Source organism: Rhizobium sp. GW821-FHT14E12, assembly GCF_058803745.1.
Genome location: NZ_JBXAPH010000007.1, coordinates 155,284 through 179,269, shown reverse-complemented (window position 1 = coordinate 179,269; position 23,986 = coordinate 155,284). Strand labels below are relative to the sequence as shown.

General features: G+C 59.4%; 22 protein-coding genes. 11 read left to right on the top strand and 11 right to left on the bottom strand.

Going from position 1 to position 23,986, the window contains the following annotated elements; translation table 11 throughout:
* Window positions 1–34: 34 nt before the first annotated feature.
* The 10 genes from AC1RO0_RS23450 to AC1RO0_RS23405 all read right to left on the bottom strand — a co-directional run bounded on the left by AC1RO0_RS23450 (window position 35) and on the right by AC1RO0_RS23405 (window position 11,468).
* The gene (locus tag AC1RO0_RS23450) at window positions 35–1,399 is read right to left on the bottom strand and encodes an LLM class flavin-dependent oxidoreductase (protein ID WP_498595041.1); all 1,365 of its coding nucleotides are present in this window, start codon (window positions 1,397–1,399) and stop codon (window positions 35–37) included.
* 517 nt (window positions 1,400–1,916) lie between these two features.
* Window positions 1,917–2,519, bottom strand: coding sequence for an ANTAR domain-containing protein (locus tag AC1RO0_RS23445; protein WP_197070332.1), 603 nt, complete (start codon window positions 2,517–2,519; stop codon window positions 1,917–1,919).
* Window positions 2,520–2,523: 4 nt separating this feature from the next.
* Window positions 2,524–3,648 (bottom strand): transporter substrate-binding domain-containing protein, encoded by a 1,125-nt coding sequence (locus tag AC1RO0_RS23440; RefSeq protein ID WP_047639277.1) that lies wholly within the window; start codon window positions 3,646–3,648, stop codon window positions 2,524–2,526.
* A 3-nt stretch (window positions 3,649–3,651) separates the two neighbouring features.
* Window positions 3,652–5,010, bottom strand: coding sequence for an amidase (locus AC1RO0_RS23435; RefSeq protein WP_047639278.1), 1,359 nt, complete (start codon window positions 5,008–5,010; stop codon window positions 3,652–3,654).
* Window positions 5,000–5,125 (bottom strand): hypothetical protein, encoded by a 126-nt coding sequence (locus tag AC1RO0_RS23430; RefSeq protein WP_498595040.1) that lies wholly within the window; start codon window positions 5,123–5,125, stop codon window positions 5,000–5,002. Before AC1RO0_RS23430 ends, AC1RO0_RS23435 begins: the two co-directional genes overlap by 11 nt.
* Window positions 5,126–5,152: 27 nt before the next feature.
* Window positions 5,153–5,851, bottom strand: a complete 699-nt coding sequence (locus tag AC1RO0_RS23425) for an ABC transporter ATP-binding protein (protein ID WP_047639279.1) — start codon at window positions 5,849–5,851, stop codon at window positions 5,153–5,155.
* Entirely contained in the window at window positions 5,844–7,691 is a 1,848-nt protein-coding gene (locus AC1RO0_RS23420; protein WP_197070333.1) for an ABC transporter permease subunit, read from the bottom strand. The genes AC1RO0_RS23425 and AC1RO0_RS23420 overlap by 8 nt, the downstream gene beginning before the upstream one ends.
* Window positions 7,673–8,539, bottom strand: coding sequence for an ABC transporter permease subunit (locus AC1RO0_RS23415; protein WP_047639280.1), 867 nt, complete (start codon window positions 8,537–8,539; stop codon window positions 7,673–7,675). Before AC1RO0_RS23415 ends, AC1RO0_RS23420 begins: the two co-directional genes overlap by 19 nt.
* 54 nt (window positions 8,540–8,593) lie before the next feature.
* Window positions 8,594–9,808, bottom strand: a complete 1,215-nt coding sequence (locus AC1RO0_RS23410; protein ID WP_052224211.1) for an urea ABC transporter substrate-binding protein — start codon at window positions 9,806–9,808, stop codon at window positions 8,594–8,596.
* A gap of 604 nt (window positions 9,809–10,412) precedes the next feature.
* Complete coding sequence (locus AC1RO0_RS23405) at window positions 10,413–11,468, bottom strand: NAD(P)-dependent alcohol dehydrogenase (protein WP_047639282.1); 1,056 nt, start codon at window positions 11,466–11,468, stop codon at window positions 10,413–10,415.
* Window positions 11,469–11,669: 201 nt separating this feature from the next.
* On the opposite strand from AC1RO0_RS23405, the gene AC1RO0_RS23400 reads away from it, so the two are divergent.
* Entirely contained in the window at window positions 11,670–12,578 is a 909-nt protein-coding gene (locus tag AC1RO0_RS23400) for a LysR family transcriptional regulator (protein WP_047639283.1), read from the top strand.
* A gap of 153 nt (window positions 12,579–12,731) precedes the next feature.
* Here the strand turns inward: AC1RO0_RS23400 and AC1RO0_RS23395 are convergent, their stop codons facing one another.
* A complete protein-coding gene (locus AC1RO0_RS23395; protein ID WP_047639284.1) occupies window positions 12,732–13,616 on the bottom strand; it encodes a LysR family transcriptional regulator in 885 nt (294 codons plus the stop codon).
* 156 nt (window positions 13,617–13,772) lie between these two features.
* Here AC1RO0_RS23395 and AC1RO0_RS23390 point away from each other — a divergent pair, with 156 nt between their 5' ends.
* From AC1RO0_RS23390 to AC1RO0_RS23345, 10 genes are all read left to right on the top strand, one after another.
* Entirely contained in the window at window positions 13,773–14,600 is an 828-nt protein-coding gene (locus tag AC1RO0_RS23390) for an SDR family oxidoreductase (protein WP_047639285.1), read from the top strand.
* A gap of 144 nt (window positions 14,601–14,744) precedes the next feature.
* Complete coding sequence (locus AC1RO0_RS23385) at window positions 14,745–15,128, top strand: nuclear transport factor 2 family protein (protein WP_047639286.1); 384 nt, start codon at window positions 14,745–14,747, stop codon at window positions 15,126–15,128.
* An 82-nt stretch (window positions 15,129–15,210) separates the two neighbouring features.
* On the top strand, window positions 15,211–16,197 hold the full coding sequence (locus AC1RO0_RS23380; protein ID WP_047639436.1) for an aldo/keto reductase: 987 nt from the start codon (window positions 15,211–15,213) through the stop codon (window positions 16,195–16,197).
* A 12-nt stretch (window positions 16,198–16,209) separates the two neighbouring features.
* A complete protein-coding gene (locus AC1RO0_RS23375; RefSeq protein WP_047639287.1) occupies window positions 16,210–16,803 on the top strand; it encodes an NAD(P)H-binding protein in 594 nt (197 codons plus the stop codon).
* A 116-nt stretch (window positions 16,804–16,919) separates the two neighbouring features.
* Window positions 16,920–18,407 (top strand): cation:proton antiporter, encoded by a 1,488-nt coding sequence (locus AC1RO0_RS23370; protein WP_498595108.1) that lies wholly within the window; start codon window positions 16,920–16,922, stop codon window positions 18,405–18,407.
* A 315-nt stretch (window positions 18,408–18,722) separates the two neighbouring features.
* On the top strand, window positions 18,723–19,514 hold the full coding sequence (locus AC1RO0_RS23365) for an SDR family oxidoreductase (protein ID WP_081999557.1): 792 nt from the start codon (window positions 18,723–18,725) through the stop codon (window positions 19,512–19,514).
* Between the two features lie 23 nt (window positions 19,515–19,537).
* Window positions 19,538–20,365, top strand: a complete 828-nt coding sequence (locus AC1RO0_RS23360) for an SDR family oxidoreductase (protein ID WP_047639438.1) — start codon at window positions 19,538–19,540, stop codon at window positions 20,363–20,365.
* Between the two features lie 40 nt (window positions 20,366–20,405).
* Window positions 20,406–21,422: a zinc-dependent alcohol dehydrogenase family protein gene (locus AC1RO0_RS23355; RefSeq protein ID WP_047639289.1), complete on the top strand. Its 1,017-nt coding sequence runs from the start codon at window positions 20,406–20,408 to the stop codon at window positions 21,420–21,422.
* A 65-nt stretch (window positions 21,423–21,487) separates the two neighbouring features.
* Window positions 21,488–22,684 (top strand): (R)-mandelonitrile lyase, encoded by a 1,197-nt coding sequence (locus AC1RO0_RS23350; RefSeq protein ID WP_498595039.1) that lies wholly within the window; start codon window positions 21,488–21,490, stop codon window positions 22,682–22,684.
* Window positions 22,685–22,990: 306 nt separating this feature from the next.
* Window positions 22,991–23,977 carry an aldo/keto reductase gene (locus AC1RO0_RS23345; protein WP_047639291.1) on the top strand — a complete coding sequence of 329 codons (987 nt, stop codon included), beginning with the start codon at window positions 22,991–22,993 and terminating at the stop codon, window positions 23,975–23,977.
* The last annotated feature ends 9 nt before the right edge of the window (window positions 23,978–23,986 follow it).

Sequence of the window (23,986 nt, the reverse complement as noted above, 5' to 3'; positions counted from 1 at the left end):
TTCCGCTTTAGATTTCAGGCGGCCTAAAATATGCCTATCGATGTCTGTCGGCGAAACGCGCAAGACGCGGAGGAACAGCAAGGCCGAGGTTTTCTCGCAATGTAGTACCCTCGTACTCCTGCCGGAAAACCCCTCGTCGCTGCAGTTCAGGCACGACCAGCTGTACGAAGTCCTCGATGCCGCGCGGGAAATATGGAAACAGCACGCAGAAGCCGTCGCAGGCCTCGCTGGAAAACCAATCCTCCATGAGGTCGGCGACACGCTCTGGCGTACCCCAGACCAGGTGATGGCCGTCCGTCTCGGCAAAGCGTCGCGCAACTTGCCGCAAAGTCAGGCCCTCTTTGCGCGCCCAGTCGATGACAATCTGCTGGCGTGTCGTCGCACCGTTGGTCGGCGGCAGCTCCGGCATCGGTCCGTCGAGAGGAAATTTGGTCAGATCGATGCCGACCGAAATTCGTCTCAGTGCGATAAGACCCTGGGCATCGGTGATGCCCTCCTGAAGTCGAAGATAATGTTTGCTTGCCTCCTCTTCCGTCCGACCGATGATCGGCATGATGCCGGGCATGACCTTGATGCTGTCGGGCGAGCGCCCCCGCTCCGAAGCCCGGTTGCGGAGGTCGTCACGGAAGACTTTGGTCTCGTCCCGGGCCGAGCTTGCAAGAAACACCACGTCTGCGATGCGTGATGCCAATTCGCGACCAGGGGCCGAAGCGCCTGCCTGGGCAATGACGGGCCGCCCTTGTGGGCTACGCGGAAGATTGAGCGGTCCCTTGACCTTGAAATGCTTGCCGTCGTGATTGAGCACGTTGATTTTCGAAACGTCCGAAAAACGTGCATTCTTCTTGTCGAAAACAAGAGCATCGTCATCCCAGCAATCCCAGAGACCGGCACAGACGTCGAAATATTCCTCTGCGCGTTCGTAACGGGCGCCGTGCTCCATATGCACATCGCGGCCATAGTTCGGCGCCTCGCCCTCGGATTGGGTGGTCACTAGGTTCCAGCCTGCCCGTCCACCGCTGACATGATCGATTGTCGCTATGGCGCGAGCCATGCTGTAAGGCTCGCTATAGGTCGTCGTAGCGGTGGCAATGATGCCGATCCGCGACGTGGATGCGGCAAGCGCCGCAATCATCGTGATCGCATCCATGCGGATGATCTTTGAATATCCTTCGGCCGCCGGATCAGTTGCCTCGATCAACGGAACGGTGGGTAGATGATTGGTGTCCGCCAGAAAGAGCGCATCCATCTTGCCTTCTTCGGCCAATCTGGCGACGCGCACCATATTGGTAAAGGAATACATCTCGGTTGTTGGCGATTCTGATTCTCGCCAACCGGCAGCGTGAGCGCCTGGAGGGCTCCAGACACCGATGAGTTTCATCTGTTTCTGCTGCGCCGACATTGTCGTGTTTCTCCTGCTCGATCAGTTCTCTAATGGATCGCCACCCTGCGTGGCGATCTGGTGATATCAGCGAGCTGCTGTGCTCGCAGGGCTTAAGGCGCGTTGAGACCAGGAGGTTCAAATACTTGATAGCCGCCATCGACGGGACTCGTAGATGATCTAGTCGGCGAGAGGAGTCGGCCGCTGTTGAACTTGGGCTCGCTTGTCACGGCGGCAGCTGCCCTATGCCAGGTCAGCCGAGCTGCCATTCCTGGAAGCGACGCAACACTTCGGGCATATGCTGGGCATAGTATTCCGCATTGTTGAACAGGGCTGACTGCCAGGTTGGCGCAGACCCACATCATACTCGGCTCAGTTCGTCACCTTGAACTTCATCTTGCCAATGTGATGACGGCGAGCAGCGTTATGTTTGTCTGGCATGGATGATCAATCAAGCTGTTTTCGATCGAAGCCTCATAGGCGGAAAACTGTTTAAATTCGATCCGTGCACCAGCGCCGTACAAAGCACCTTCAGCGATCAAATGTCGCTCGAGGCGATAATCGCATCGGCAACGGACGCGATCGTCACCTTCGACGTCATCGCTTTTTCGCGAAGACGTCGATAGGCTTCCTCCTCCGAAATATTGCGGCTGGCCGACAAAATTCCGACGGCCTTCTCGATCCTCCGACGGGCCTTCAATGTGTCGTCCAGCGACTTGATCCGCTGCTTCAGCCGCGCCTCGTGCGTGGCGAGGCTGACCGCCGTCGTCAAGGCCGCCAGTATCCCGAAGATCCTCACCGGCTTCGAGAGAACCCCATGAACATTCATACGCTGCAGCTCGGTCAAAATCTCCGGCGTCTCAAAAGCGATAATCGCGATCCTGGCTGCCGTATCACATGTCGTCACCCATGCTGGCGTCCGATTGTTCCGATCCGGATTGAGCAGAAACAGGACGACATCGATGTAGGTCGGCAGGGATTCAGGGGCCGGCCAGATCGCCTCCACCTGACAACCGACACGCTTTATATGGGCCAGAAACATCGATCGCTCGGTGTCATCGGGATGAATGACAAGCACGCGCATCCGGCGCAGACGCCGTAGCATGTCCTCGTCTTTCAGCGGGATGCGATCGTTCATCATCTACCTATCTGCTCAGCGAGCGATCATAAGCGACAAGATAGGGGTCTGCTCGGATGGGCGCATTGCTGCGCCAGACGATGTCGAAATCACCGGATATGTTCGCTCTTCCGATCAGCGGCCGCTGCATGAAATGGTTCGTGTCGAGATCGATTGACTTGTCTCCGCTCGGCCCTTTGAAAACCGCACTGGTCAAGATCGGCAGAATGGAATCACTATCCGTCTCACCACACTGGCGAACGGCATCGGCATAAATGTGGACCAGCGTGTAGCACACTTCCGTGTAAACCCCAGGCGTCTTTTGCTCACCATAGCGTTTCTGAAACGCGGCAACGAATGCTTTGTTCTGCGGATTGTCGAGCGTCCCGAAGTAGGGCAAAGCCGAGAGATGGCCGGCGCGCGCGCCGGGCGACATCTTGCTGAGTTCGGATTCCGTGGTGGTCAGCGACGCAATCGGAATATCCTGGCCACCGCGCTCGACACCATGGAAGACTTCATACAGCATCACGCCGTCTTCCCCCACGACCGTTGACATGATCGCATCGACACCAGAGGCCACCACCCGCTTCAGCGCAGGCTCGAACCGGGCGCGTGACGTACCAAAGGGAAAGTAGATTTCCTCGACCACCGACCCGCCGCTGTCAGACAGGAACTCGTTGACAATGCGGTTTATCTCGCGTGCGTAAAGCGTATCGGAGCCGAACAGCGCAATTCTTTTCCCATAGTAGGCGAACAGATATTCAAGAAGTGGCACGATGACCTGATTGGGCACTGCCCCGCCATAAATCACATTCGGCGAATATTCGAATCCCTCATAGACGGAGGGATAGAAGAGAATGCCATTGTAGCGCTCGACGATCGGCAGAACCGCTTTGCGACTGGTCGATAGGCAACAGCCGAAGATCGCATTGATCCCCTGCTTCAAGAGCAGATCGGTCGCCATACTGTCGTAGCGTTGATCGCTTCCGTCGGGGTTCACGATAACCGGTTCAATCAGCCGGCCACCCACACCGCCCTGTGCGTTCAACTCTTCGCAGGCGAGTAGCACACCCTGGATATGCGCCGTCTCGGTTACCGCCATGGGACCGGATTGCGAAAAAAGGACGCCAATCTTGATCGTGCTATCCACCATGGTTCAATTGCCCGCCCTGAGGTTCTCGTCGATCCATCCGGCGACCGCAAGAAGATGCTCGTCCTCATTCGGACGTCCCATCAGCATCATACCGATCGGAAGACCGTCTGGCGACATGCCAATCGGGATCGAGATGCAGGGGAAGCCCGCGAGGTTGCCGATCCAGCAAAACCACGTCATGGAATCCTGCGTGGTCACCCGGCGCCCGCCAAACTCCTGCCATTCCTCGCCGGCGCGCGGCGCGACGACCGGCAGTGTCGGCAGTACCAGAGCATCCCAATTGCCGAGATCGGCGAGTTGCCGGCCCAAGACTGCCCGAATTTGCTGCGCTTTCAGCAGGTCCACGCCCGCAAGCAATTTCCCCGCCTCCAGATGAGCCCGGGTAACGGCATCGTAGCCGGCTGCATTCCGTGCCAGCAAAGGCCCATGATAGGCGGACGCCTCGCAATGAAGTATCGTCTCCCAGGCAGCAAAATAGCTGGCGACATTGGTAAGACCCGCCACTGCGATGTCGGCATCGCACCGGGATAAGGCAGACCGAATGGCGGCATCAACCTCGGTGGATCGCTCAAGCCCCTCCCCCATCAGATGGATCAGTTTCGGATGGCTCGTTGAAACAGTATCGTCGAACGGCATGGCATGGCGTGTTGCCGGATCTTTCGGGTCGACACCGCAAAAGAACGGTAACAGATGCCGGAGATCCTCCAGCGCTGCCGCCATCGGTCCCGGCGCATCCAGTGACCAGCTGAGCGGCAGGATGCCGTGGCGCGATGCACGGCCATAGCTCGGTTTGAAGCCATAGATCCCGCAGGCGCTGGCAGGAATACGGACGGATCCTCCGGTATCGCTGCCGAGCGCCGCCGCAACGATGCCGGCCGCCACCGCCGCGCCGGATCCTCCGCTGCTGCCGCCGGTAATGCGGTCCGGATTGTGAGGGTTCTTGGTCGGGCCGAAACGCGAGGTCGAATTGGTCGCGCCATAGGCCCATTCGTGCATGTTGGTCTTGCCGAAAATCACCGCGCCGGCAGCGCGCAGATTGGCGATAACGGTAGCATCTGTGCCGGCAGGCTCAAGCGGCAGCGCCCCGGAGCAGGCCGTCGTCGGATAATCTTGCGTCAGATAGTTGTCTTTGACGGCGATCGGTATGCCATCAAGGACGCTCAGCGCCCTACCCTCCGCACGCCTGATGTCGGCAGCCTTGGCCTGCGACATAACGTGCGCTGGCTCCAGCGCGACGAATGCATTCAATGTCTTAAATTTTATCGCGCGGTCGAGCGCTCGCTCGGCGAGAAAGGTGGAAGAAATAACGCCCGAGCGCAGGGCCGCGATCTGCTGCGTCAGCGTTTCCGTCTCAGTTTGCATCGCGCACCTCGGGACTGAAGAGATGTGCCGGCTCCGGGGCGGGCTCGACGCCGAATTTACTCAGGCCGCCGCGGATGCGCTTGAGCGTCGCCGCCATGCGAGCGAGCTGATCCATAGTCAATTCCAGGTACGCTTCCATGATCTATACTCCCAGCAGCTCTTGCTGAAGTTGTTTGTCTGCGCTCAAGCGGTCTCGATCGGTTTCAAGGCGGATTGCGCCCTTCTCCATGACGTAAGCGCGGGTTGCTATCGACAGGCAGAAATCGAGATCCTGCTCTGCGACAAGTATGGCGATGCCACGATCACGGTTGATCCGCTTCAGCACGCCGGCGATTTCGTCGATGATCGACGGCTGAACGCCTTCCGTGGGCTCGTCCAGAAGAAGAATACGCGGTTGGACCGCCAGCGCCCGGGCAAGGGCCAGGACCTGCTGCTGGCCGCCGGAAAGGCCGCCCGCAAGATCGCCTGCTTTCGGCTTGAGCATCGGGAAATCCGCCATTGCGGATTCGACGGCCTTCCTGCCGTTGTGACCGTTCGCCTCGGCGGCAACGGCGATATTCTCGATTACCGTCATGCGCGGAAAGACAAACCGCCCCTGCGGGACATAGCCCAGCCCGAGCTTCGCACGCTTGGCCGGAGAGGCTGGTGCTGTCACGCCATCGATTTCGACATGGCCGCCACTGGCTGGTATCAGGCCCGTGGCAAACCGCATCAGCGTCGACTTCCCGACGCCGTTGCGCCCAAGAAGAGCGACCACCTCACCAGCATCCACATGGAGAGTGACGTCACGGATGATGACGGTCTTGCCATATCCGCCGGTGGCGTTGACGATCCTAAACATGGGCACGCCTCCCGAGATAAATGTCCAGAACCCGATCATTCGCGCGCAGCGTATCGATATCGCCTTCCGCAAAAACCTCCCCCTGGTGAAGAACAGTGACATGGCCCTCGAGGGTTCTGACGAACTCCATGTCGTGCTCCACAACGATGACGGTCGTGTATCTAGCAAGGATGCGGACCAACGAGGAAAGCTCCCGCGTTTCCTCGTTGGTCATGCCGGCAGCAGGTTCATCGAGAAGGATGACGCGGGGCGCGAGACACAGCACCATGCCGATATCCAGCCACTGCTGTTGCCCATGCGACAGGACGGAGGCGTGAACGGCAGCCTGATTGGTGAAACCGAGCATTCCCATGATCTTCTCGCTGATCTCCGTCGCAGCGATCTTGTTGCGGGTCCGCGCATAGGCGGCCATCCAGAGATTGTCGAAGACAGTCAGCGAGCCAAAGACCTGTGGCTTCTGGTTTTTCACACCCATACCCCTGCGAACGCGCTCGAAGATCGGCGCACGGGTAATGTCGTCGTCTGAACCGAGGTAGATGCTTCCAGCCTCCGGCGTATAAATGCCGACGCATGTCTTGAGGAAAGAGCTCTTGCCGGCGCCGTTCGGGCCGATCAGGGAAGACGGGCGACCGGGCTCGAAAAGGCGAGACACGCGATTGACGGGAACGACACCGCCGAACCGCTTGAACGCGTCGCGAGTTGCAAGGCTTTTCGCGGGGCCGGCCTGAACCGCGGCATCCTTGAGAAGACCTTCCAGAACATCGGGATCGATCGACACCGCCCCTGTATCGCGCGCAGCGGCATTGGTATCCGGAAGGTGTCGGCGCCAGAGATCACCGAGTGCGCCCAGCATTCCATTTTTCAGAAACAGGACCAGAAAAATGAGAACGACACCCAGGATCAGCGTCGTCTGGCCGCCGACGGCGCCGCCGCCCAACCAATAGGAAAGACCACCGACGGCAATTGCGCCGACGAAAGCCCCCGACAGAGTTCCAAGCCCGCCGACCAGAACATAGATCGGCACCAGCAGCGCTTCCTGAACCGAGAAGATCGATGGGCTGAGATAATTTGCCCACGCGCCGAACAAAGCGCCCGCAACACCTGCGACGACACCCGCATAGGCAAAATTCACCACCTGATACATGCGCACGTCGTAGCCCAGAAGTTCGGTTTTCTGGGCGTCGATCCGGACGCAATCGACGACACGCCCGAAGGTGCCTTTCATCAGCCAGCGCGTCAGAAAGTAGACCAGTGCCGAGATCAGGATCGTCGTGACGAAGACCGCGACGGGACCAAGCGCTTCGGCATTGTCCCCGAAACCAAGGACCATGCCGGGAATGTTCGACAGTCCGTTGTCGCCACCGATCGAGGCCTGGCCGACATCGAGCTGAAAAGACTGGGTCAAGGACCACAGCAATAGCGTGAGGGTATAGGACAGGATCGTACTTTGAAGCGGTCCCATCCGGGCAAAGAAAATGATCCACCCGAGCGCCGCCGCACACAGTCCACCGAAGGCAGCACCCGCGGGCAGGCTCCAGATCAGGGTGTTGCCGGTTGCAGGACCGAGGTTGAGCGCGATCACGCTACCGAAGTAACCGCCGAGACCATAGAATGCGGTCTGTCCGAGACTCAACAGCCCTCCTCTGCCCCAGACGATATCGAGGCTGAGACCAAGCAGGCCGAAGATAACCCAGGACGTGGCCACATAGGCGAGATAGGGGTCCATCATACTGGCAGCGACAAGGGCGACACCGATCGCGATGATCGGAAAGGTGAGCCCGGCGGATTTGTAAAGCTTTTCTGAAAAGGTCATCGTGCGGCTCACATCTTGCGGCGCCATTTGGCCGATATCCCCATGGGATAGAGCCAAAGCAGCAATGCCGTAACGAGGAAAAAGAAGGCGTCGCCCGCCACAGAGGTGAGAAAGCTCGCCGTGATCGATGCTCCACCACCCAGGCCAATCGCCGCCAGCACACTCCCCGTCAGAGTGACCGGGCCGGCGACAACGACAGTAAGGAACGCCTTGATGACGAAGGCAAAACCCATCGATGGCGTGGCCGGCACGATCGGCAGGAGAACAGCGCCCGCAAAGCCGGCAAGACCGCATCCGATGGAAAAGGTCATCGTGTTGACGCGTGACGACTCGATACCGATAGCCTGCGCCATCTCCGGAACCTGGATCGCGGCGCGGGCCTTCATGCCATAGACCGTGCGGGTCATCAGACCGTAGACGAACAGGCCCATAAGGGTGGCAACGCCGATCATCAGCAGCGGATAGCCGGCCAGGCTGTAGGCGCCGATCTTGAGGCTGTAGTGTGGCATGCCGATGCCCGGGGAGACCGTGCCGAAGATCAGCACGGCCAGTTGATAGAAGGCGATGCTCAATCCCCACGTCGCGAGCATGGTGTCGAACAGTCGGCCGTAAAGGCGGCGAATGATCAGGATTTCGACTGTCGCGCCGATCGCCATTGTCACGGCGACCGCGATCGGGATGGAGAGAACATAGGGAATGCCCCGTTGCGTCGCCGTCAGCGCGGTGTAGGCGCCGATCATCAGGAATTCGCCATGGGCGAGATTGATGACGCCCATCAGCCCGAAGACGACCGCCAGCCCGATCGTTGCGATCAGAAGGATGGATGCGCTTGAGAGCGACGACAGAAGCACTGTCGCCAGATAGTCGAGTTGCATGGAAACCTCCTCAATCGAGCGCTCTCCGCCTGGAAAGCGCTCGATGACCTAACTTTACTGGCCTTCAGGGGTGAACTGCTGGGCGAGCGACGGATGGGCGACAAGGTCGCATTTCTCGTTCTCGTAGGTAGGAGCGGCATCGGGGAAGGTTTCAACGATCTTGAAGCTGTGCTTGTCGTCGCCTTCAGCAATGTAAATGTTCTGGCGCAGATGATGCGAACCGGGCTCCAGCTTCACACTGCCGTTCGGCGCATCAAAGGTCAGACCGCTTTCGAGCGCGGCCACGACCGGCTTGGTGTCTGCGCTACCCGCCTTGTTGACGGCCGCAGCCCACAGATGCACCGCATTCCAGACATCGACCGCCTCAGAAACGATCGGCGTTTCGCTGCCGTATTTCGCCTGCCACAGTTTGACGAATGCGGCATTGGCGGGATTTTCGACGGGCTGGAAATATCCCTGGCTCGCGATCAGGCCTTTGCCGGCTTCCGGAGAAACGACAACCTGCTGATTGCCCGAGCCGTAGTTCGTCGACACCATGCCGATGGTATCCTTCAGGCCAGCCGCCGCAAACTGCTCAAGAAATCCAGTCTGGTTTGCACCGACAGGCAGGGCGACGACAAAGTCGGGCTTGGCGGCCTGTATCTTTTGGATCGTCGGCGCATAGTCCGTGACAGTCAGCGCCAGGAAGTCCACGCCAACGACTTCAGCGCCGGCCTTTTTAGCGTATTCCTTGATCCAATGCGCGGAAATGGTCCCAAAATTATAGTCGGGCGCCATGACATAGATCTTCTTGCCGTATTTCTTGACAGCCCAGTCGATCAGCACTGAAAGCTGCTGCGACGCAGACGAACCCGTGACAAAGGTCTGCTTGTCACAAGCCCCGCCCTCGTAGAGCGCGCTATAAAAATAGGGAATATTCGCCTTGCGAGCGATCGGCCGGATCGCCTCTCGCGACGAGCTTGTCAGTCCCGCGAACAGGGCCTTCACCTGGTCTTTCAGGATCGCCGTGTTCGAATATTGGATATACTTGCTCTGTTCCGACTGTGCATCATAGGAGACAACATCGATCGGCGCGCCGAGTACACCACCTTTGGTGTTGATGTCGTCCACAGCCAGTTTCAGGGCGTTGTTCTGCTGGATGCCGTAGATATTCAGGCCGCCGGTCTGATCAAAGATCGCTGCAATTTTGGTGTCGGCGAAGGCAACGGCCGGTAAGAGTGCCAGTGCCGTCGATAGGGCAATAGTTTTGGCTGAAAGAGCTGTTCCCACGATTATTCATCTCCATTTGTAAGAGCTGAACACCGGTTATCCGCATAATTGCGCATTTTTAAACGCAAAACGACGCTCGAAGAACAGATGTCCAACAGCGTCGAGTGGATTTATGTGCATCTTTGCACATAGCTTCTCTAACAGAGGTGAGCGCAGCATGTCAACGTTGTCTCCACGACAACGCGCTTGGATACACTTCTATGACGCTGCAGGACTTTCCGTTCATCTTGCTCAAACAAAAAATCTAAAAGCACTCACGAGCTGACATCTTTGTCAAAGTACACGCTTGGCGATGACACTTGTTTGGCGGGCATCATCGTGTTGCCACATCTCAATTTTCTTCAATGTTCCGTTAACGCGACGATGCCCAGTGCCCGCCTCAGACAAGATAAATGCGCTCGGAATACCGCTGAGTCAGAATTTTCAGACCTAACACTCCGCTCTGCATCAAACCGATGGGCTTTGGCGGGATTAGGAGTACTGAGACATCTCGCTACAATTCGGAGGATACTGTCACCGCTTGGAGAGGATCACCGAACTCCTGGGTGCTATCACTAACGGCGCCCGCCATCGCTGGAGGAATTGGCGGGCATCGTTAGATCGATCAGTCATTCAGGGACGTGAGGTCGATTACGAAGCGATATTTAACGTCGCTATTGAGAACGCGCTCGTAGGCAGCATTGATGTCCTGAATTTTGATGAGTTCGATATCCGAAACGACATCGTGCTTGCCACAAAAGTCGAGCATCTCCTGCGTCTCGGTCAGACCACCTATCAGCGAGCCGGCGAGCGTCTTGCCACGAAAAACCATCGGCGCAGTGTTGAGAGCGTCGTCCAGCGGACCGAGATAGCCGACTAATACGAGCGCTCCCTGGACCGACAGCGTAGCAATGTAGGGGTTGAGATCGTGGGCGTAAGGGACGGTATCGATGACGACGTCGAACGAACCTGTGATCGCCTTCATCTGGCTTTCATCGCTCGATATCACCACGTGGTGGGCGCCAAGCCGGAACGCGTCGGCTTCCTTACCGGCCGAACGGCTTAACAGCGTCACTTCCGCCCCCATGGCATGCGCCAGCTTAAGTGCCATGTGGCCCAGACCGCCGAGGCCTACCACAGCAACCTTCTTGCCCGGCCCCACACCAAAGCGCTTGAGTGGCGAATAAGTGGTAATACCGGCGCACAGCAGCGGTGCCGCCCCGGCGAGATCTAAGCCTTCGGGGATGGACAGCACGAACCGGTCCGAAGCAACCATCTTCTTGGAGTAGCCGCCATAAGTCGGCGTCCCATCGTGACGGTCCTTGCCGGCATAGGTCAGCGTGCTCCCGTGTTCGCAGTACTGTTCGAGGTCGCGTTCGCACGAACTGCAATGGCGGCAGGAATCGACCAGGCAGCCGACGCCGACGACTTCGCCCGCCTTGAAACGGCTTACGTCGGATCCAACGCGAATCACCCGGCCGATGATCTCGTGCCCGGGAACGATCGGATAGGTCTCGCCGCCCCAGTCGTTGCGGACGTGATGGATGTCTGAATGGCAGACGCCGCAGAACAGGACGTCGAATTCGACGTCGTCCGAACGCAGGTCGCGACGCTCGAAGGAGAAAGGCACAAGATCTTGGTCGGCGGCATGGGCGGCGTAGCCCTGAACGAGAGTTGGCATAGGAGATATCCTTTTGGCTTAGATTAGAGTCGTTGCTCGGAGATTTTGCCGGAAGTCGGGTCTAACCTGTAGGTCGTGGCAGGACCGTGGAGCAGATGGCCGGAAGATACCCACTTGGCCTTTGTGCGACTATGCTTGATTATTTGCATGCAGTTATCGAGATAGCCTATAAATACCGTCTGACTCATCAAGGTACAGTTCATGCAGACTGACAATCCGGGCGACTCGATCCGGGACCTCCGAGCCTTCGTGATCGTGGCGCGCGAGCTGAGCTTTACTCGGGCGGCGGGCAAGCTTGGTGTCTCGCAGTCCACCCTGAGCTACACGATCAAGATGCTTGAGCAGCGGCTCGGTGTTCGCCTTCTCACTCGCACGACCCGTAGCGTGGGGTTGACCGAGGCCGGCGAACGTCTGCTCGAAACGGCAGGCGTCCATCTCGATGGGATCAAGCAGGCATTGGCCGGATTAGGTGCCTTTCGCGCCCGTCCTGCAGGGGTGGTGCGCATTGCGGCATCCGATCACGCCGCGGCCACAGTGCTGCATCCGGCTATGGCCAAACTGCTTCCAGACTATCCCGATGTGACGGTGGAACTCGTGATCGACAATGCGATGACGGACATCGTCACTGAACGTTGCGATGCCGGGATCCGTCTAGGTGAACATCTCGCCCATGACATGATCGCCGTGCGCGTCGGTCAAGATCAGCGCATGGCGGTCGTGGCATCGCCGCAGTACTTCTCGACACACGGGCGTCCAAAGGCGCCGGACGAACTCATGAGCCACAACTGCCTCGGATATCGATTGGAAACCCGCGGCAATATATACGCCTGGGAGTTCGAGAAGGATGGCAAGGAGATCAACGTCCGGCCTCAGGGGCAATTTGTGAGCAACGATCCGGACCAGATCACCCGGTTCTGTCTGAGTGGAATCGGGATTGCCTGTATGCAGGAAAGCTACTTCGAGGACGCGATCGCGGATGGCCGGCTGGAACGGGTTCTGGAGGACTGGTGCCAGAGCTTCAGTGGTTACTATCTGTATTATCCTAGCCGTCGGCATCCCACGGCGGCCTTTACGCTCGTGCTGGAGGCTCTTCGCCAGCATGCAGCGTGACCAACGATGAGGCCAATGGAAAATTTCGAGAACGCACGACTACTATGCGATGGTCGAGCTTCCTGCAACAAGCGGCGAACTCTTGGAAACACGCCGCGATCGCAAATTTGCCCGGGTTGTGGTCAATCTCCATCTTACGGCTGCACCTGGTGCTTACCCGCGATAACGCAAAGCATTTACCAGGAGCGAAAATGCTGGTGGCAACTGCCGTCGATCGGGATAGTAGAGATGATATCCCGAAAAAGGCGCACACCAATCCTCCAAGACGCGAACGAGCTTTCCTGCACCGACAAGCTCGGCCGCCTGATCTTCGGTGACGCAAGCAAGCCCCAATCCCTCCGCGGCGGCCGTAAGCACCATTGATATGTCGTTGAAGATCAGTGGTCCTTCGACGCGGACATTGAGATCCCGCCCACCCTTCTCGAACTCCCAAGTGTAGATCCCGCCCTTGGTTGGCAGGCGAATATTGATGCAGGGGTGGCGTGTCAGATCCTGCGGCACTTTCGGGCGCTCGTGCTGCTGAAAATAAGAGGGGGACCCGACGACTGTCATGCGCAGGTCGGGGCCAATGCGGACTGCGATCATGTCCTTGGCGATCTGCTCGCCCAGTCGGACGCCGGCGTCGAAACGGTCAGCGATGATGTCAGTCAGGTGGGCATCGATGGAGAGCTCGACCTTCACATCCGGGTAGTCTTTTATCAATTGTCCGATCACCGGCCAGAGGATTTGCTCCGCCGCATGTTTGCTGCCGGTGATGCGAACGGTGCCCGACGGTTTGTCTCTGAACGCACTGAGTGCCGAAAGTCTGGCGTCAATTTCTTCGAATGCCGGTCGCAATGTGTCGAACAGTTGCTCGCCGGCATCGGTTAGCGCGACATTGCGGGTCAGGAGCTTCACGCCCATCCTCGCCTCCAGTCGGCGCACAATCTGGCTGATCGCCGATTGTGACGTACCCAGCCTCGCCGCGGCACGCGTAAAGCTGCGCTCCTCCGCGACGCTCAGGAACACCGTGAGGTCGCTCATCTCCTCCCGCCTCATTGATAAGCCCTCGATATAACTTCATGCGTAACTTAGCATCTAATCGCTGAAATCGCGATCTGCTAAAACGAAGTCATGGGAAGCATCTACTGCCGCGGAAACTATGAACAGGCAGCATGGTGTTGTTCAGCAAGTCAAAGAGTGAAAGACAGTCAGATGGCAAATGATGTGGTAGTGGTAATCGGCGCTGGCGGCATTGGGCTTGCCATTGCGCGCCGGCAGGGCTTCGGGAAGACGATATTGCTCGCCGATTTCAACGAGCAGACACTTGAAGCCGCCGCCGAGAGCCTAAAAGGAGCGAGCTATTCTGTCGCAACCCACACGGTCGACGTCTCGTCTCGAGACTCCGTCCGCTCGCTAGCGGATGCCGCGGCCGCGCTCGGCAACGTGGTGCAACTCGTCAATACCGCCGGACTGTCGCCCAACATGGCACCGCCCGAGCGCGTTCTGGCCGTTGATCTTTATGGGTCAGCCGTGGTGTTCGAGGAATTCGAGCGCGTCATCGCGCCCGGTGGCGCCGGGCTTATCATCTCCAGCATGGCCGGCCACATGCTGCCAGCCCTGACCCCGGACGAGGACCATGCGCTTGCCTTCACGCCAGCCGATCAGTTACTCGACCTTCCGGTCATAAAGTCAATTCCTAACTCCATGGTGGCCTATATGATGGCCAAGCGCGCCAACAATCTGCGTGTCCAGGCAGCTGCCATCAGCTGGGGCGCAAAGGGCGCCCGCGTCAACTCGATCAGCCCCGGCATTATCGCCACGCCGCTGGCACAACATGAGCTGAACTCGCCGATCGGTGACGGATATCGTGCAATGATTGCTGCATCGCCGGCGGGCCGCATGGCGCCTCCGGAGGAGATAGCTATTGCTGCGGGTTACCTGCTTGGTCCAGACGCAGGCTTCGTGACCGGAAGTGACCTGTTGATCGACGGTGGCGTCATCGCCGCCATGCGCGCCGGCAAACTGCCGACCCCGGCATGACCCGGAGACCTTTGACAAGGCACAGCAAACATCGCGTTGATTGCTGATCTTGGCCAAATCGACAGGGCACCGGCAACATCGATGTAAAGCGTGCACGGTGGCCTGAAGCCATGCTCAAACTATTGTGTTGGTAAGGAAACGGTCATGCACGACAGCCATCAGCCGGAAATTGAAAAAGAGATCGTCGAGCTGTCACTGGACAAGTTTAACTGGAAGACAACTGGCGATGTCGACCGCGTCGAGGATATCTTCGACGACGATCTCGTCTTCGTCCATCTGAACGGCAACGTCACGTCTAAGCGTGAGTGGATTGGGCAAATGCGATCGCGTAGCTTTGTCTACAACCGTATCGAGCCGCATGAAATGTCGGCGAAGATCTACGGCGAGGCAGCAGTCCTGTTCGGCAAGGCGACCTTTGCTGTGACGATGGGCGACTTCAAGGGCAACTACGACCTCGTTTTCACCGAGGTCTATGCGCGCAAGAACGGTGTGTGGAAGCTCGTCAACTTGCATACTTGTGCATATTGACCGACGCGGAACGCGACCAACGTCGAAACCGGGCGCGTTCGGGGTTGTGAATGCCAAAGAATACGATGAAGAGGCAAAAACCATGAAAATACGCGAACTGGGCCGCAGCGGCCTCACTGTCTCCGCAGTCGGTCTCGGGTGCATGGGTATGAGCATGAATTATGGGGCGCCCGAGGAAAAGGGCACTATGATCAAGCTGATGCGCGATGCCGTCGATCGCGGCGTGACTTTCTTCGACACTGCTGAAGTCTATGGCCCGTTCACCAACGAAGAGTTGGTCGGCGAGGGTCTCGCACCTGTGCGCGAGAAGGTGGTGATCGCCACCAAATTCGGCTTCGATATCAACCCCGAGACGGGCGAACGCAGCGGCCGCTTCAATAGCGGTCCCGAGCATATCCGCAAGGTTGTCGAAGCATCGCTCAAGCGGCTGCGCACGGATGTGATCGACCTGCTATACCAGCACCGCGTCGATACTAATACGCCAATCGAGGATGTCGCCGGAACCGTCAAGGATCTGATTGCCGAGGGCAAGGTCAAGTATTTTGGCCTGTCTGAAGCCGGCGCCGAGACGGTCCGCCGTGCTCATGCGGTGCAGCCTGTGGCAGCGCTGCAGAGCGAATACTCTCTGTGGGCACGTGACCCGGAGGCCGAGGTTTTGCCGGTCTGCCGGGAACTCGGCATCGGATTCGTGCCGTGGAGCCCTCTGGGGCAAGGATTTCTGACCGGCAAGGTCGATTCCAGCCAGACATTCGAAAAGTCCGATGTGCGCTCCTGGTTTCCGCGCTTCACGCCCGAGGCGATGCAGGCGAACCAGGCACTGGTCGACATCGTCAGGCGCACCGCCGATGCCAAAGGCGCCACACCGGCGCAGATCGCGCTCGCCTGGTTATTGGCGCAGGACTCGTCCATCGTGCCGATCCCGGGCACGCGCAGGCTTCATCGCCTTGAGGAGAACCTCGCATCCGCAGACGTCGACTTGACGCCTGCCGACCTCGACGAACTGACCAAGGCGGCTGGTTCGATCGAGATTCAGGGCGGCCGCGGCACCGGGCATGAACAATATCTCTAAGCGGAGGCTGACATGACGAAAATCCTCATCCTCGGCGCGTACGGACAAATTGCCCGTGTCGCCACCCGTCTCTTGCTCGATCGCACCGATGCGGAACTGACACTCTACCTTCGCAAGGCGAAGCGACTCTCGTCGCTGGAGAGCAACGATCGAGTCCGACTGGTGGAGGGCGATGTCCTCGACGCTGCGACGCTTGATGCGGCAATGGAGGGACAGGATGTTGTTTATGCCAACCTGGCTGGCGACATGGAGAAGCAGGCCCGCGCCATCGTCACCTCGATGGGCAAGGCCGGTGTGCACCGCCTGATCTTCATCAGCTCGATGGGCATCTACGACGAGGTGCCTGGCGAGCGCCATGGCGCCATTCTCGATCCCTATCGCCACTCGGCGGCCGTGATCGAGGCGTCCGACCTCGACTACACGATCATCCGGCCGGCATGGCTGAGCAACGACGACGAAATCGCTTATGGCACCACGGTCAAGGGCGAACCTTTTGTCCATGCCGGTGACTATGTCTCGCGCAAGAGCGTCGCTGACCTTATAGTCAAGCTGGTGGAGACATCCGGATTCGGTGTTCGGGAAAGCTTCGGCGTTCACGCGGCCTGAAGGGCAATCGACAGAACGTGTCGCGTACAGATTGTTTGGGTCAGAACCGGGCGGCGTGACCGTCCACAAAAGCGAGGGGTCGTATATTGGTGACTTTCGAGATGATCCTAGCGCTGATGCTGGGCGCAGCCCTGTTGTCGATGATTGCAGGTGCATTGGCAGTGCCGTATCCGACGCTGCTGGCGTTGGGCGGTGTCGCGCTCGCTTTCGTGCCGGGATTGCCTGACCTTGGATTGCCGCCCGATCTGATCCTCGCGCTGTTCGTGGCTCCGGTGCTGCTCGACGCCGCCCATGACATGTCGCTACGCGATCTGAAGCGCAGCTGGAAACCCGTGCTGTCGCTGGTCTTGGTGGCGGTCGGGCTGACGACGCTTGCCGTGGCGATCGCAGCGCGTTTCTTCCTGCCCGAGATGCCCTGGGCCGCGGCGATCGCGCTTGGCGCCCTGCTGGCCCCGCCAGACGCGGTTGCGGCGCTGGCGGTGATGCGACAGGTCGAGCCGCCCCACCGCATCCGCACGGTACTTGAAGGCGAAAGCCTGTTCAACGACGCTTCATCGCTGCTTATCTATCGTCTGGCCGTTGGCGCCGTTGCGGCCGGTGGGTTCAGTGCTGGCGAGGCCGCACCTGCCTTCCTGCTCGTTGCCTTCGGCAGTGTGATTGTCGGCTGGTTGCTGGCGAAGCTGACCACGCGCCTGATCCGCAGGGTCACCGACGCGCCTACCGCGACGATTTTCCAGTTCGTCACCACTTTCGGTGTCTGGCTGATCGCCGAGCGCCTGCATCTGTCCGAAGTCGTTACCGTCGTGACGTTCGGCATCACGGCATCACGGAGCTCGACATTTTTGATGCCGGCAGATGTCCGCGTCAGCTCCTTTGCAACATGGAGTACCGTCACATTCGTTCTCAATGTCCTTGCCTTCACACTGGTCGGGCTGCAACTCCGTCCCATCCTGCCGGCGCTTGAAGACGGGCAGCATCTCGACTGGCTTGGCTTCGCATTTGCGATCCTCGGTCTCGTGATTGTGGTCCGTCTCGCCTGGGTGCTGCTCTACGGCGTGCTGCACCGCGACGATCCCACCATGCCAGGGGCCATGACGCGACCGGAGGCGATGAAGGCGGCATCGGTCGTCGGCTGGTCGGGCATGCGCGGTATTGTTACGCTCGCCGCGGCGCTCGCTCTGCCAGAGGACTTTCCGTATCGCTCCTTCATCCTGCTGACCGCGTTCGTTGTCGTCCTTGGCACGCTGGTGCTCCAGGGTTTGACCTTGAAGCCACTGCTTGGCTGGCTTGGATTGAAGCACGATACGACCGTGGAAGACGAGTTGGCGCTGGCGCGCGCCTCTGCTCTGGCCGCCGTCATCACCGCTCTTGCCGATGAAGATAGCCCTGCCGCCGAGCGCTTACGACTGGAATACCAAGCCAAACTGGAGGAGGCAGCAGCCGGGCGCGATCCGCACGGTTCGACCGACACGATGCTCCGGCGCCAAGTGGTGCCGCATGCGCGCCGTGCGATCGACGCTTTGCGCGATAGCGGCCGCATCGGGGACGATGCCTATCGCCAAGTCGAGGAGGAACTTGATTGGCTGGAGCTCAGCACACGCTAATAGTGGACGCTTTCGTTCGAGTAATATTGCAACATTCTCCATGCTCGAGGCCACGCGTCATCTTCTCCGTGGCGTAGAGTAATGTCATGGCCCGGATTGTCTAACCCCAGACTTAGAACGCAAGGCTCCAGACACCGATGACTAGGCGCTATTTTTTGCATGCAGTTATCGATGCTGTTCACGAGTGAAGGCTCCATACCGGAAACCCACTGTGGGCAATTATGAATCCAGTGCATAGGAGCATGCCACGGATAGGGCCTAATCAGATCAATACATCCGCGCTATTGTAGGTTACATCTAATAGGGATAGCTCGAATGCAGCGATTGAACGTGCTCGTGATCGGAGCGACGGGAAGCGTCGGACGATTGGTCGTTGCGGAGGCGCTGGCAAAAGGACACAAGGTTCGTGCGCTTGTCCGCAACCTGTCGCGCGCAGATCGACTACCCGGCGTCGATATCGCCGTCGGCGATGTAACCAAGCCCGACACGCTTAGGCAGGCCCTCGATGACATCGATGCAGTCGTATTGTCCGTCAATGCCGACGGACAGGGGAAGGAAGCAGCCGAGGCTGTTTACTATCGCGGCGTCCGCGATCTTCTTAATTTGATTGGCCGCCGTCGTGTTCGGATTGCACTCATGACGACGATCGGCGTGACAGAACGCCGTGGCAGCTACAACCGGTCGAACGAAGGGCACGACTGGAAACGACGGGCGGAACGTTTGCTCCGTCAGAGCGGGTTCGACTATACGATCATCCGACCTGGCTGGTTCGACTATAATGACAGCGATCAGCATGATCTGGTTTTCCTGCAGGGAGACCGCCGTCACGCAGGAACGCCCGGCGACGGCGTGATCGCTCGGAAACAAATCGCCGAGGTCTTAATTGGAAGCCTCACCCTCAAAGCCGCGAACCGAAAGACCTTTGAACTTGTGGCGGAGAAAGGTCCCGCCCCCGCCGACCTCGAGCCTTTGTTTGCCGCTCTCCAAGCAGATCCAGTCGATGCGCTGGACGCCGTTCTCGACCTCGACAATATGCCGCTCTATCAGGAGCCTGAGCGCGTTCGCCGCGACCTGAAGGAAGCCGCTTTAAATCGTTCTGCGGTTTGACCGCTCTCCATGAAGGATTCGATATGACAAATGTAACAGTCGTCATTGGCGCGGGCTCTATCGGCCAGGCGATCGCCCGCCGGGTAAGTTCCGGAAAACACGTTCTGCTGGCCGATCTTAGGCAAGAGAATGCCGATGCAGCCGCGAAAGTTCTCAGCGAGGCGGGCTTTGAAGTCAGCACTGCCATTGTCGATGTCTCTTCGCGTGAGTCGGTTCGCGCGCTGGTGGACACGGCAGCCGCTATCGGAGATGTGACCGGTGTTATCCACGCTGCAGGCGTGTCGCCATCCCAAGCGCCGCCGGCGGTCATCCTGAAGGTCGATCTGTACGGTACGGCGGTCGTCCTCGATGAATTCGGCAAGGTCATCTCGGCGGGCGGCTCCTGCGTGGTCATCGCCTCGATGTCGGGGCATCGCCTTCCTGCGCTGACCGCCGAGCAGGATCGGCTTCTTGCAACGACGCCCGCCGATGAACTGCTCGCTCTGCCCATGCTGCAGCCTGACAAGGTTACCGATCCGCTCAACGCCTATCAGATCTCCAAGCGCGGCAACGCACTGCGGGTGAAGGCGGAATCCGTCCGCTGGGGCAAGCGCGGGGCTCGGGTCAATACAATGAGCCCAGGCATCGTCATCACTCCACTGGCAAAGGATGAACTGACCGGACCTAGGGGCGAAGGCTACCGACGGATGATTGATCTCTCCCCAATCGGCAGAGCCGGAACCCCCGACGAAATCGCGTCGCTTGCCGCCTTGCTCATGGGTCTCGACGGCGCGTTTATTACGGGTAGCGACTTCCTCATCGATGGCGGAGTGACCGCCTCGTTCTTCTACGGAGAGCTCGCATCAAAGTAACGGTGTGCTCCCCTCTTTTCATCCTGAAAGGACCCATCAAATGCTAGGAACAGTTCTCTACGGGCCGGGTGACGTGCGGTGCGAGGAAGTTGCCGAACCGAAGATCCTCAAGCCGACCGACGCGATCATAAAGCTTTCGGCAAGCTGCATTTGTGGCTCTGATCTCTGGCCATTCCGCGGCGCAAACGAAACCAACGAGCCGAAGGCCATGGGCCATGAATATTGTGGCGTCGTTGTCGAGGTCGGCGACGAGGTAAAGACGGTGAAGCCCGGCCAGTTCGTCGTTGGGTCATTCTGCCTATCGGACAACACCTGCCCGCACTGCCGCTTCGGCTTCCAGTCTTCCTGCGAGCAGCGCGAGTTCATGGTCGGCGCGCAAGCGCCTTACGCCCGTGTTCCCCTTGCGGACGGCACGCTCGTCGCCACGGCCGAGATGCCGGCGGACGACCTGATCCCATCGCTCCTGGCTGTTTCCGACGTGCTCGGGACGGGCTGGTACGCTGCCGACGCTGCCGGTGTTCAGGAAGGCTCAATCGCCGTCGTGGTTGGTGATGGAGCAGTGGGCCTGATGGGTGTGCTGGCTGCAAGGCGAATGGGTGCAGCCCGCGTCATCGCCATGAGCCGCCACAAAAGCCGCCAGGATCTTGCACTGGAGTTCGGCGCGACTGACATCGTCTCCGAACGCGGCGACGCTGGCGTCGCCCGCATCAAGGAGATGACCAACGGCGTCGGTGCGGATTCCGTTCTGGAGTGCGTCGGCTTGGAAGAATCCATGTCCCAGGCGATTAACTGCGCTCGTCCGGGCGGCAAGATCGGCTTCGTCGGCGTACCGCATGGCGTGACCTTCGACGGCCAGAACCTGTTCTTCCAGCAGAAGAGCCTGCTCGGTGGCCCCGCCCCTGTCCGCCGCTATCTACCCTATTTGATGGATCTCGTTCTGAACCGCGAGATCAATCCCGGCAAGGTGTTCGATCTCGAAATCCCACTTGCTGACGTCGCCGAAGGGTATCGCGCCATGGATGAGCGGCGCGCCATCAAGACGCTGCTTCGCGTCTGACATGACGAGGCCGCCGCAATGGCGGCCTTTCACGCATTTCTATCCCTGTTCGACGGAGTTGACCCATGAAGAAGATCGCAGCCACCATCGCCATGTCCGCCCTCGCAGCGACTGGCGCAGAGGCCGACGAGCGCCGCCAGCGCGTCGCCCCTCCAGCCGTCTACGAGACCGCGCCAGGCCTCGGACTGTTCACTGACAATGTCCTCTTCGGCGAGGTATGGGAGCGCAAGGAGCTTTCACCGCGCGACCGTAGTTTGGTCACCGTCGCCACACTTGTTTCGACGGGCAAGATCGCGCAGACGGCAAGCCATGTCCGTCGGGCGCTCGACAACGGCGTGAAGCCGGAAGAGATCGGCGAGTTGATCACTCAGCTCGCCTTTTATACCGGCTGGCCGAACGCGATGTCGGCCGTGGTCGAGACGAAAAAAGTCTTCGAGGAGCGTGGAATAAGCCCAGTTTCCAACAGTGAGGCAACGCGCATCGAGCTTGAAGCGGCGGCTGAGACAGCGCGCGCTGCGACCGTCGATACGAATGTCGCCCCGACGGCGCCAGCCTTGGCGGAGCTCACGAACCGCGTACTGTTCGGCGAACTCTGGCAACGTCCTGACCTGTCGGCCCGCGACCGAAGCTTGGTCACCATGACGGCACTTATCGCCATTGGCCAGCCCGAGCAGCTTCCGTTCCACGCCAACCGGGCCATGGACAATGGTCTCACCCGTACTGAAGCATCGGAGGTCGTGACCCACGTCGCGTTCTACGCCGGCTGGCCGAGAGCAATGTCCGCTGTCCCCATCCTGAAGCAGGTTCTGGAGGCTCGATCGTCCTCCGGTGCGAAGACCGCGCCACTGGCCGAGCTGAAGATCGCGCGCTCAGGTGAAGGCAGGGCTGCTGCTCCCGAACAGTATTTCACGGGCAGCGTCGAAACCTCTGGCTTCTATCACGGCGACGCGCCAGCAAGGATCGGCGGTGCGACGGTGTCCTTCCCGGCAGGCGCGCGTACTGCCTGGCACACGCATCCGCTTGGACAGACGCTGTTCATTGTCTCCGGAAAGGGATGGGTGCAGAAGGAGGGTGGCCCCGTCGAGACCGTTGGCCCTGGTGACGTGGTCTGGATCCCCCCTCTTGTGAAGCACTGGCACGGAGCGTCGAAGGACGAGGCAATGTCTCACTTTGCGGTTGCCGAGGCTCTTAACGGCAGCGTCGTCACCTGGATGGAGAAAGTGTCCGACGATGAATATTCAAAGGCCATCCAACTCGACTGATCAAGATAAACCGATCATCGCGCGAGCTTGGAATGTTACGATGCAGATTGCTTGAAGCCATTTCAATCGCGGTAACGGACCTGGTGATCGGGGCGGGTAACGCCGCACCATAGGGATCGACAGGATCGGGCTCCACACTCTTCGTCTCCCGGAAAGGCAACATGCGGCCGCTTGCGTTGGATGTCGACCGGCAAGAGCCCTTTTCTATAAAGGCCGACCAGGAACAGCGACCTCAGCAGCAGGTCACCGGCTCGCCTGCTCGCTGACAAACGTCGGGAAATCGAGAACACCTCAAAGGAGGAGAAAATGCAAAAGCGTAAACTTGGCCAAAGAGGTCCCGAAGTCTCACCAATCGGCTTCGGCTGCATGGGCCTCGACTACCATCGCGGTCCGGCCATGCAGAAGGACGATGCGATCGCGCTTCTTCGTGCGGCCTTCGATCAAGGTGTGACCTTCTTCGACACCGCCGAGGCGTATGGCCCGTTCACGAACGAGGAGCTGGTCGGTGAGGCCCTGGCGCCGATCCGGGATCAGGTTGTCATCGCCACAAAGTTCGGCTTCAAGGATGGCCGACCGGACGCTGGGCTCGACAGCCGGCCGGAGCGGATCCGGCTTGTTGTCGATCAGGCGCTCGCGCGGCTGAAGACGGATCGAATCGACATCGTCTACCAGCACCGCGTTGATCCCAGCGTGCCGATGGCTGACGTCGCCGGCACCATCAAGGACTTGATCGCAATGGGCAAGGTTGGGCATTTCGGCCTGTCGGAGGCGGACGCCGAATCCATCCGTCAAGCCCACGCCGTTCAACCGGTCTCTGTGTTGCAGAGCGAGTATTCGCTCTGGTGGCGTCGTCCGGAGGAGACCGTTCTGCCAACTGTCGAGGAACTCGGCATCGGTTTCGTCCCCTACAGTCCCCTGGGCCGCGGTTTTCTGGCTGGAACGATGGACCAGAACACAAGCTTCGAAGGCGACAATGACCATCGCAAGACCAATCCTCGCCTCTCCGCGGAGAACCGCGCCGCCAATCAGCCGGTAATCGGGGCGATCCAGAAGATCGCCGAGGAGAAGAACGCGACTGCGGCGCAGGTCGCGATCGGATGGCTTCTGGCGCGTAAGCCCTGGATCGTCCCGATCCCCGGCACCACCAAACGTCATAGGTTAGAGGAAAATATTCTAGCCGCTTCGCTCGAGTTCACCGAGGCCGACCTCCAGAAGATCGACGCTCTGTTCTCGGGACTTACGATCCACGGCGATCGCTACACCGGCGCATCGGCAGCGCGCGTCGTCAAATGATCTTGCCCG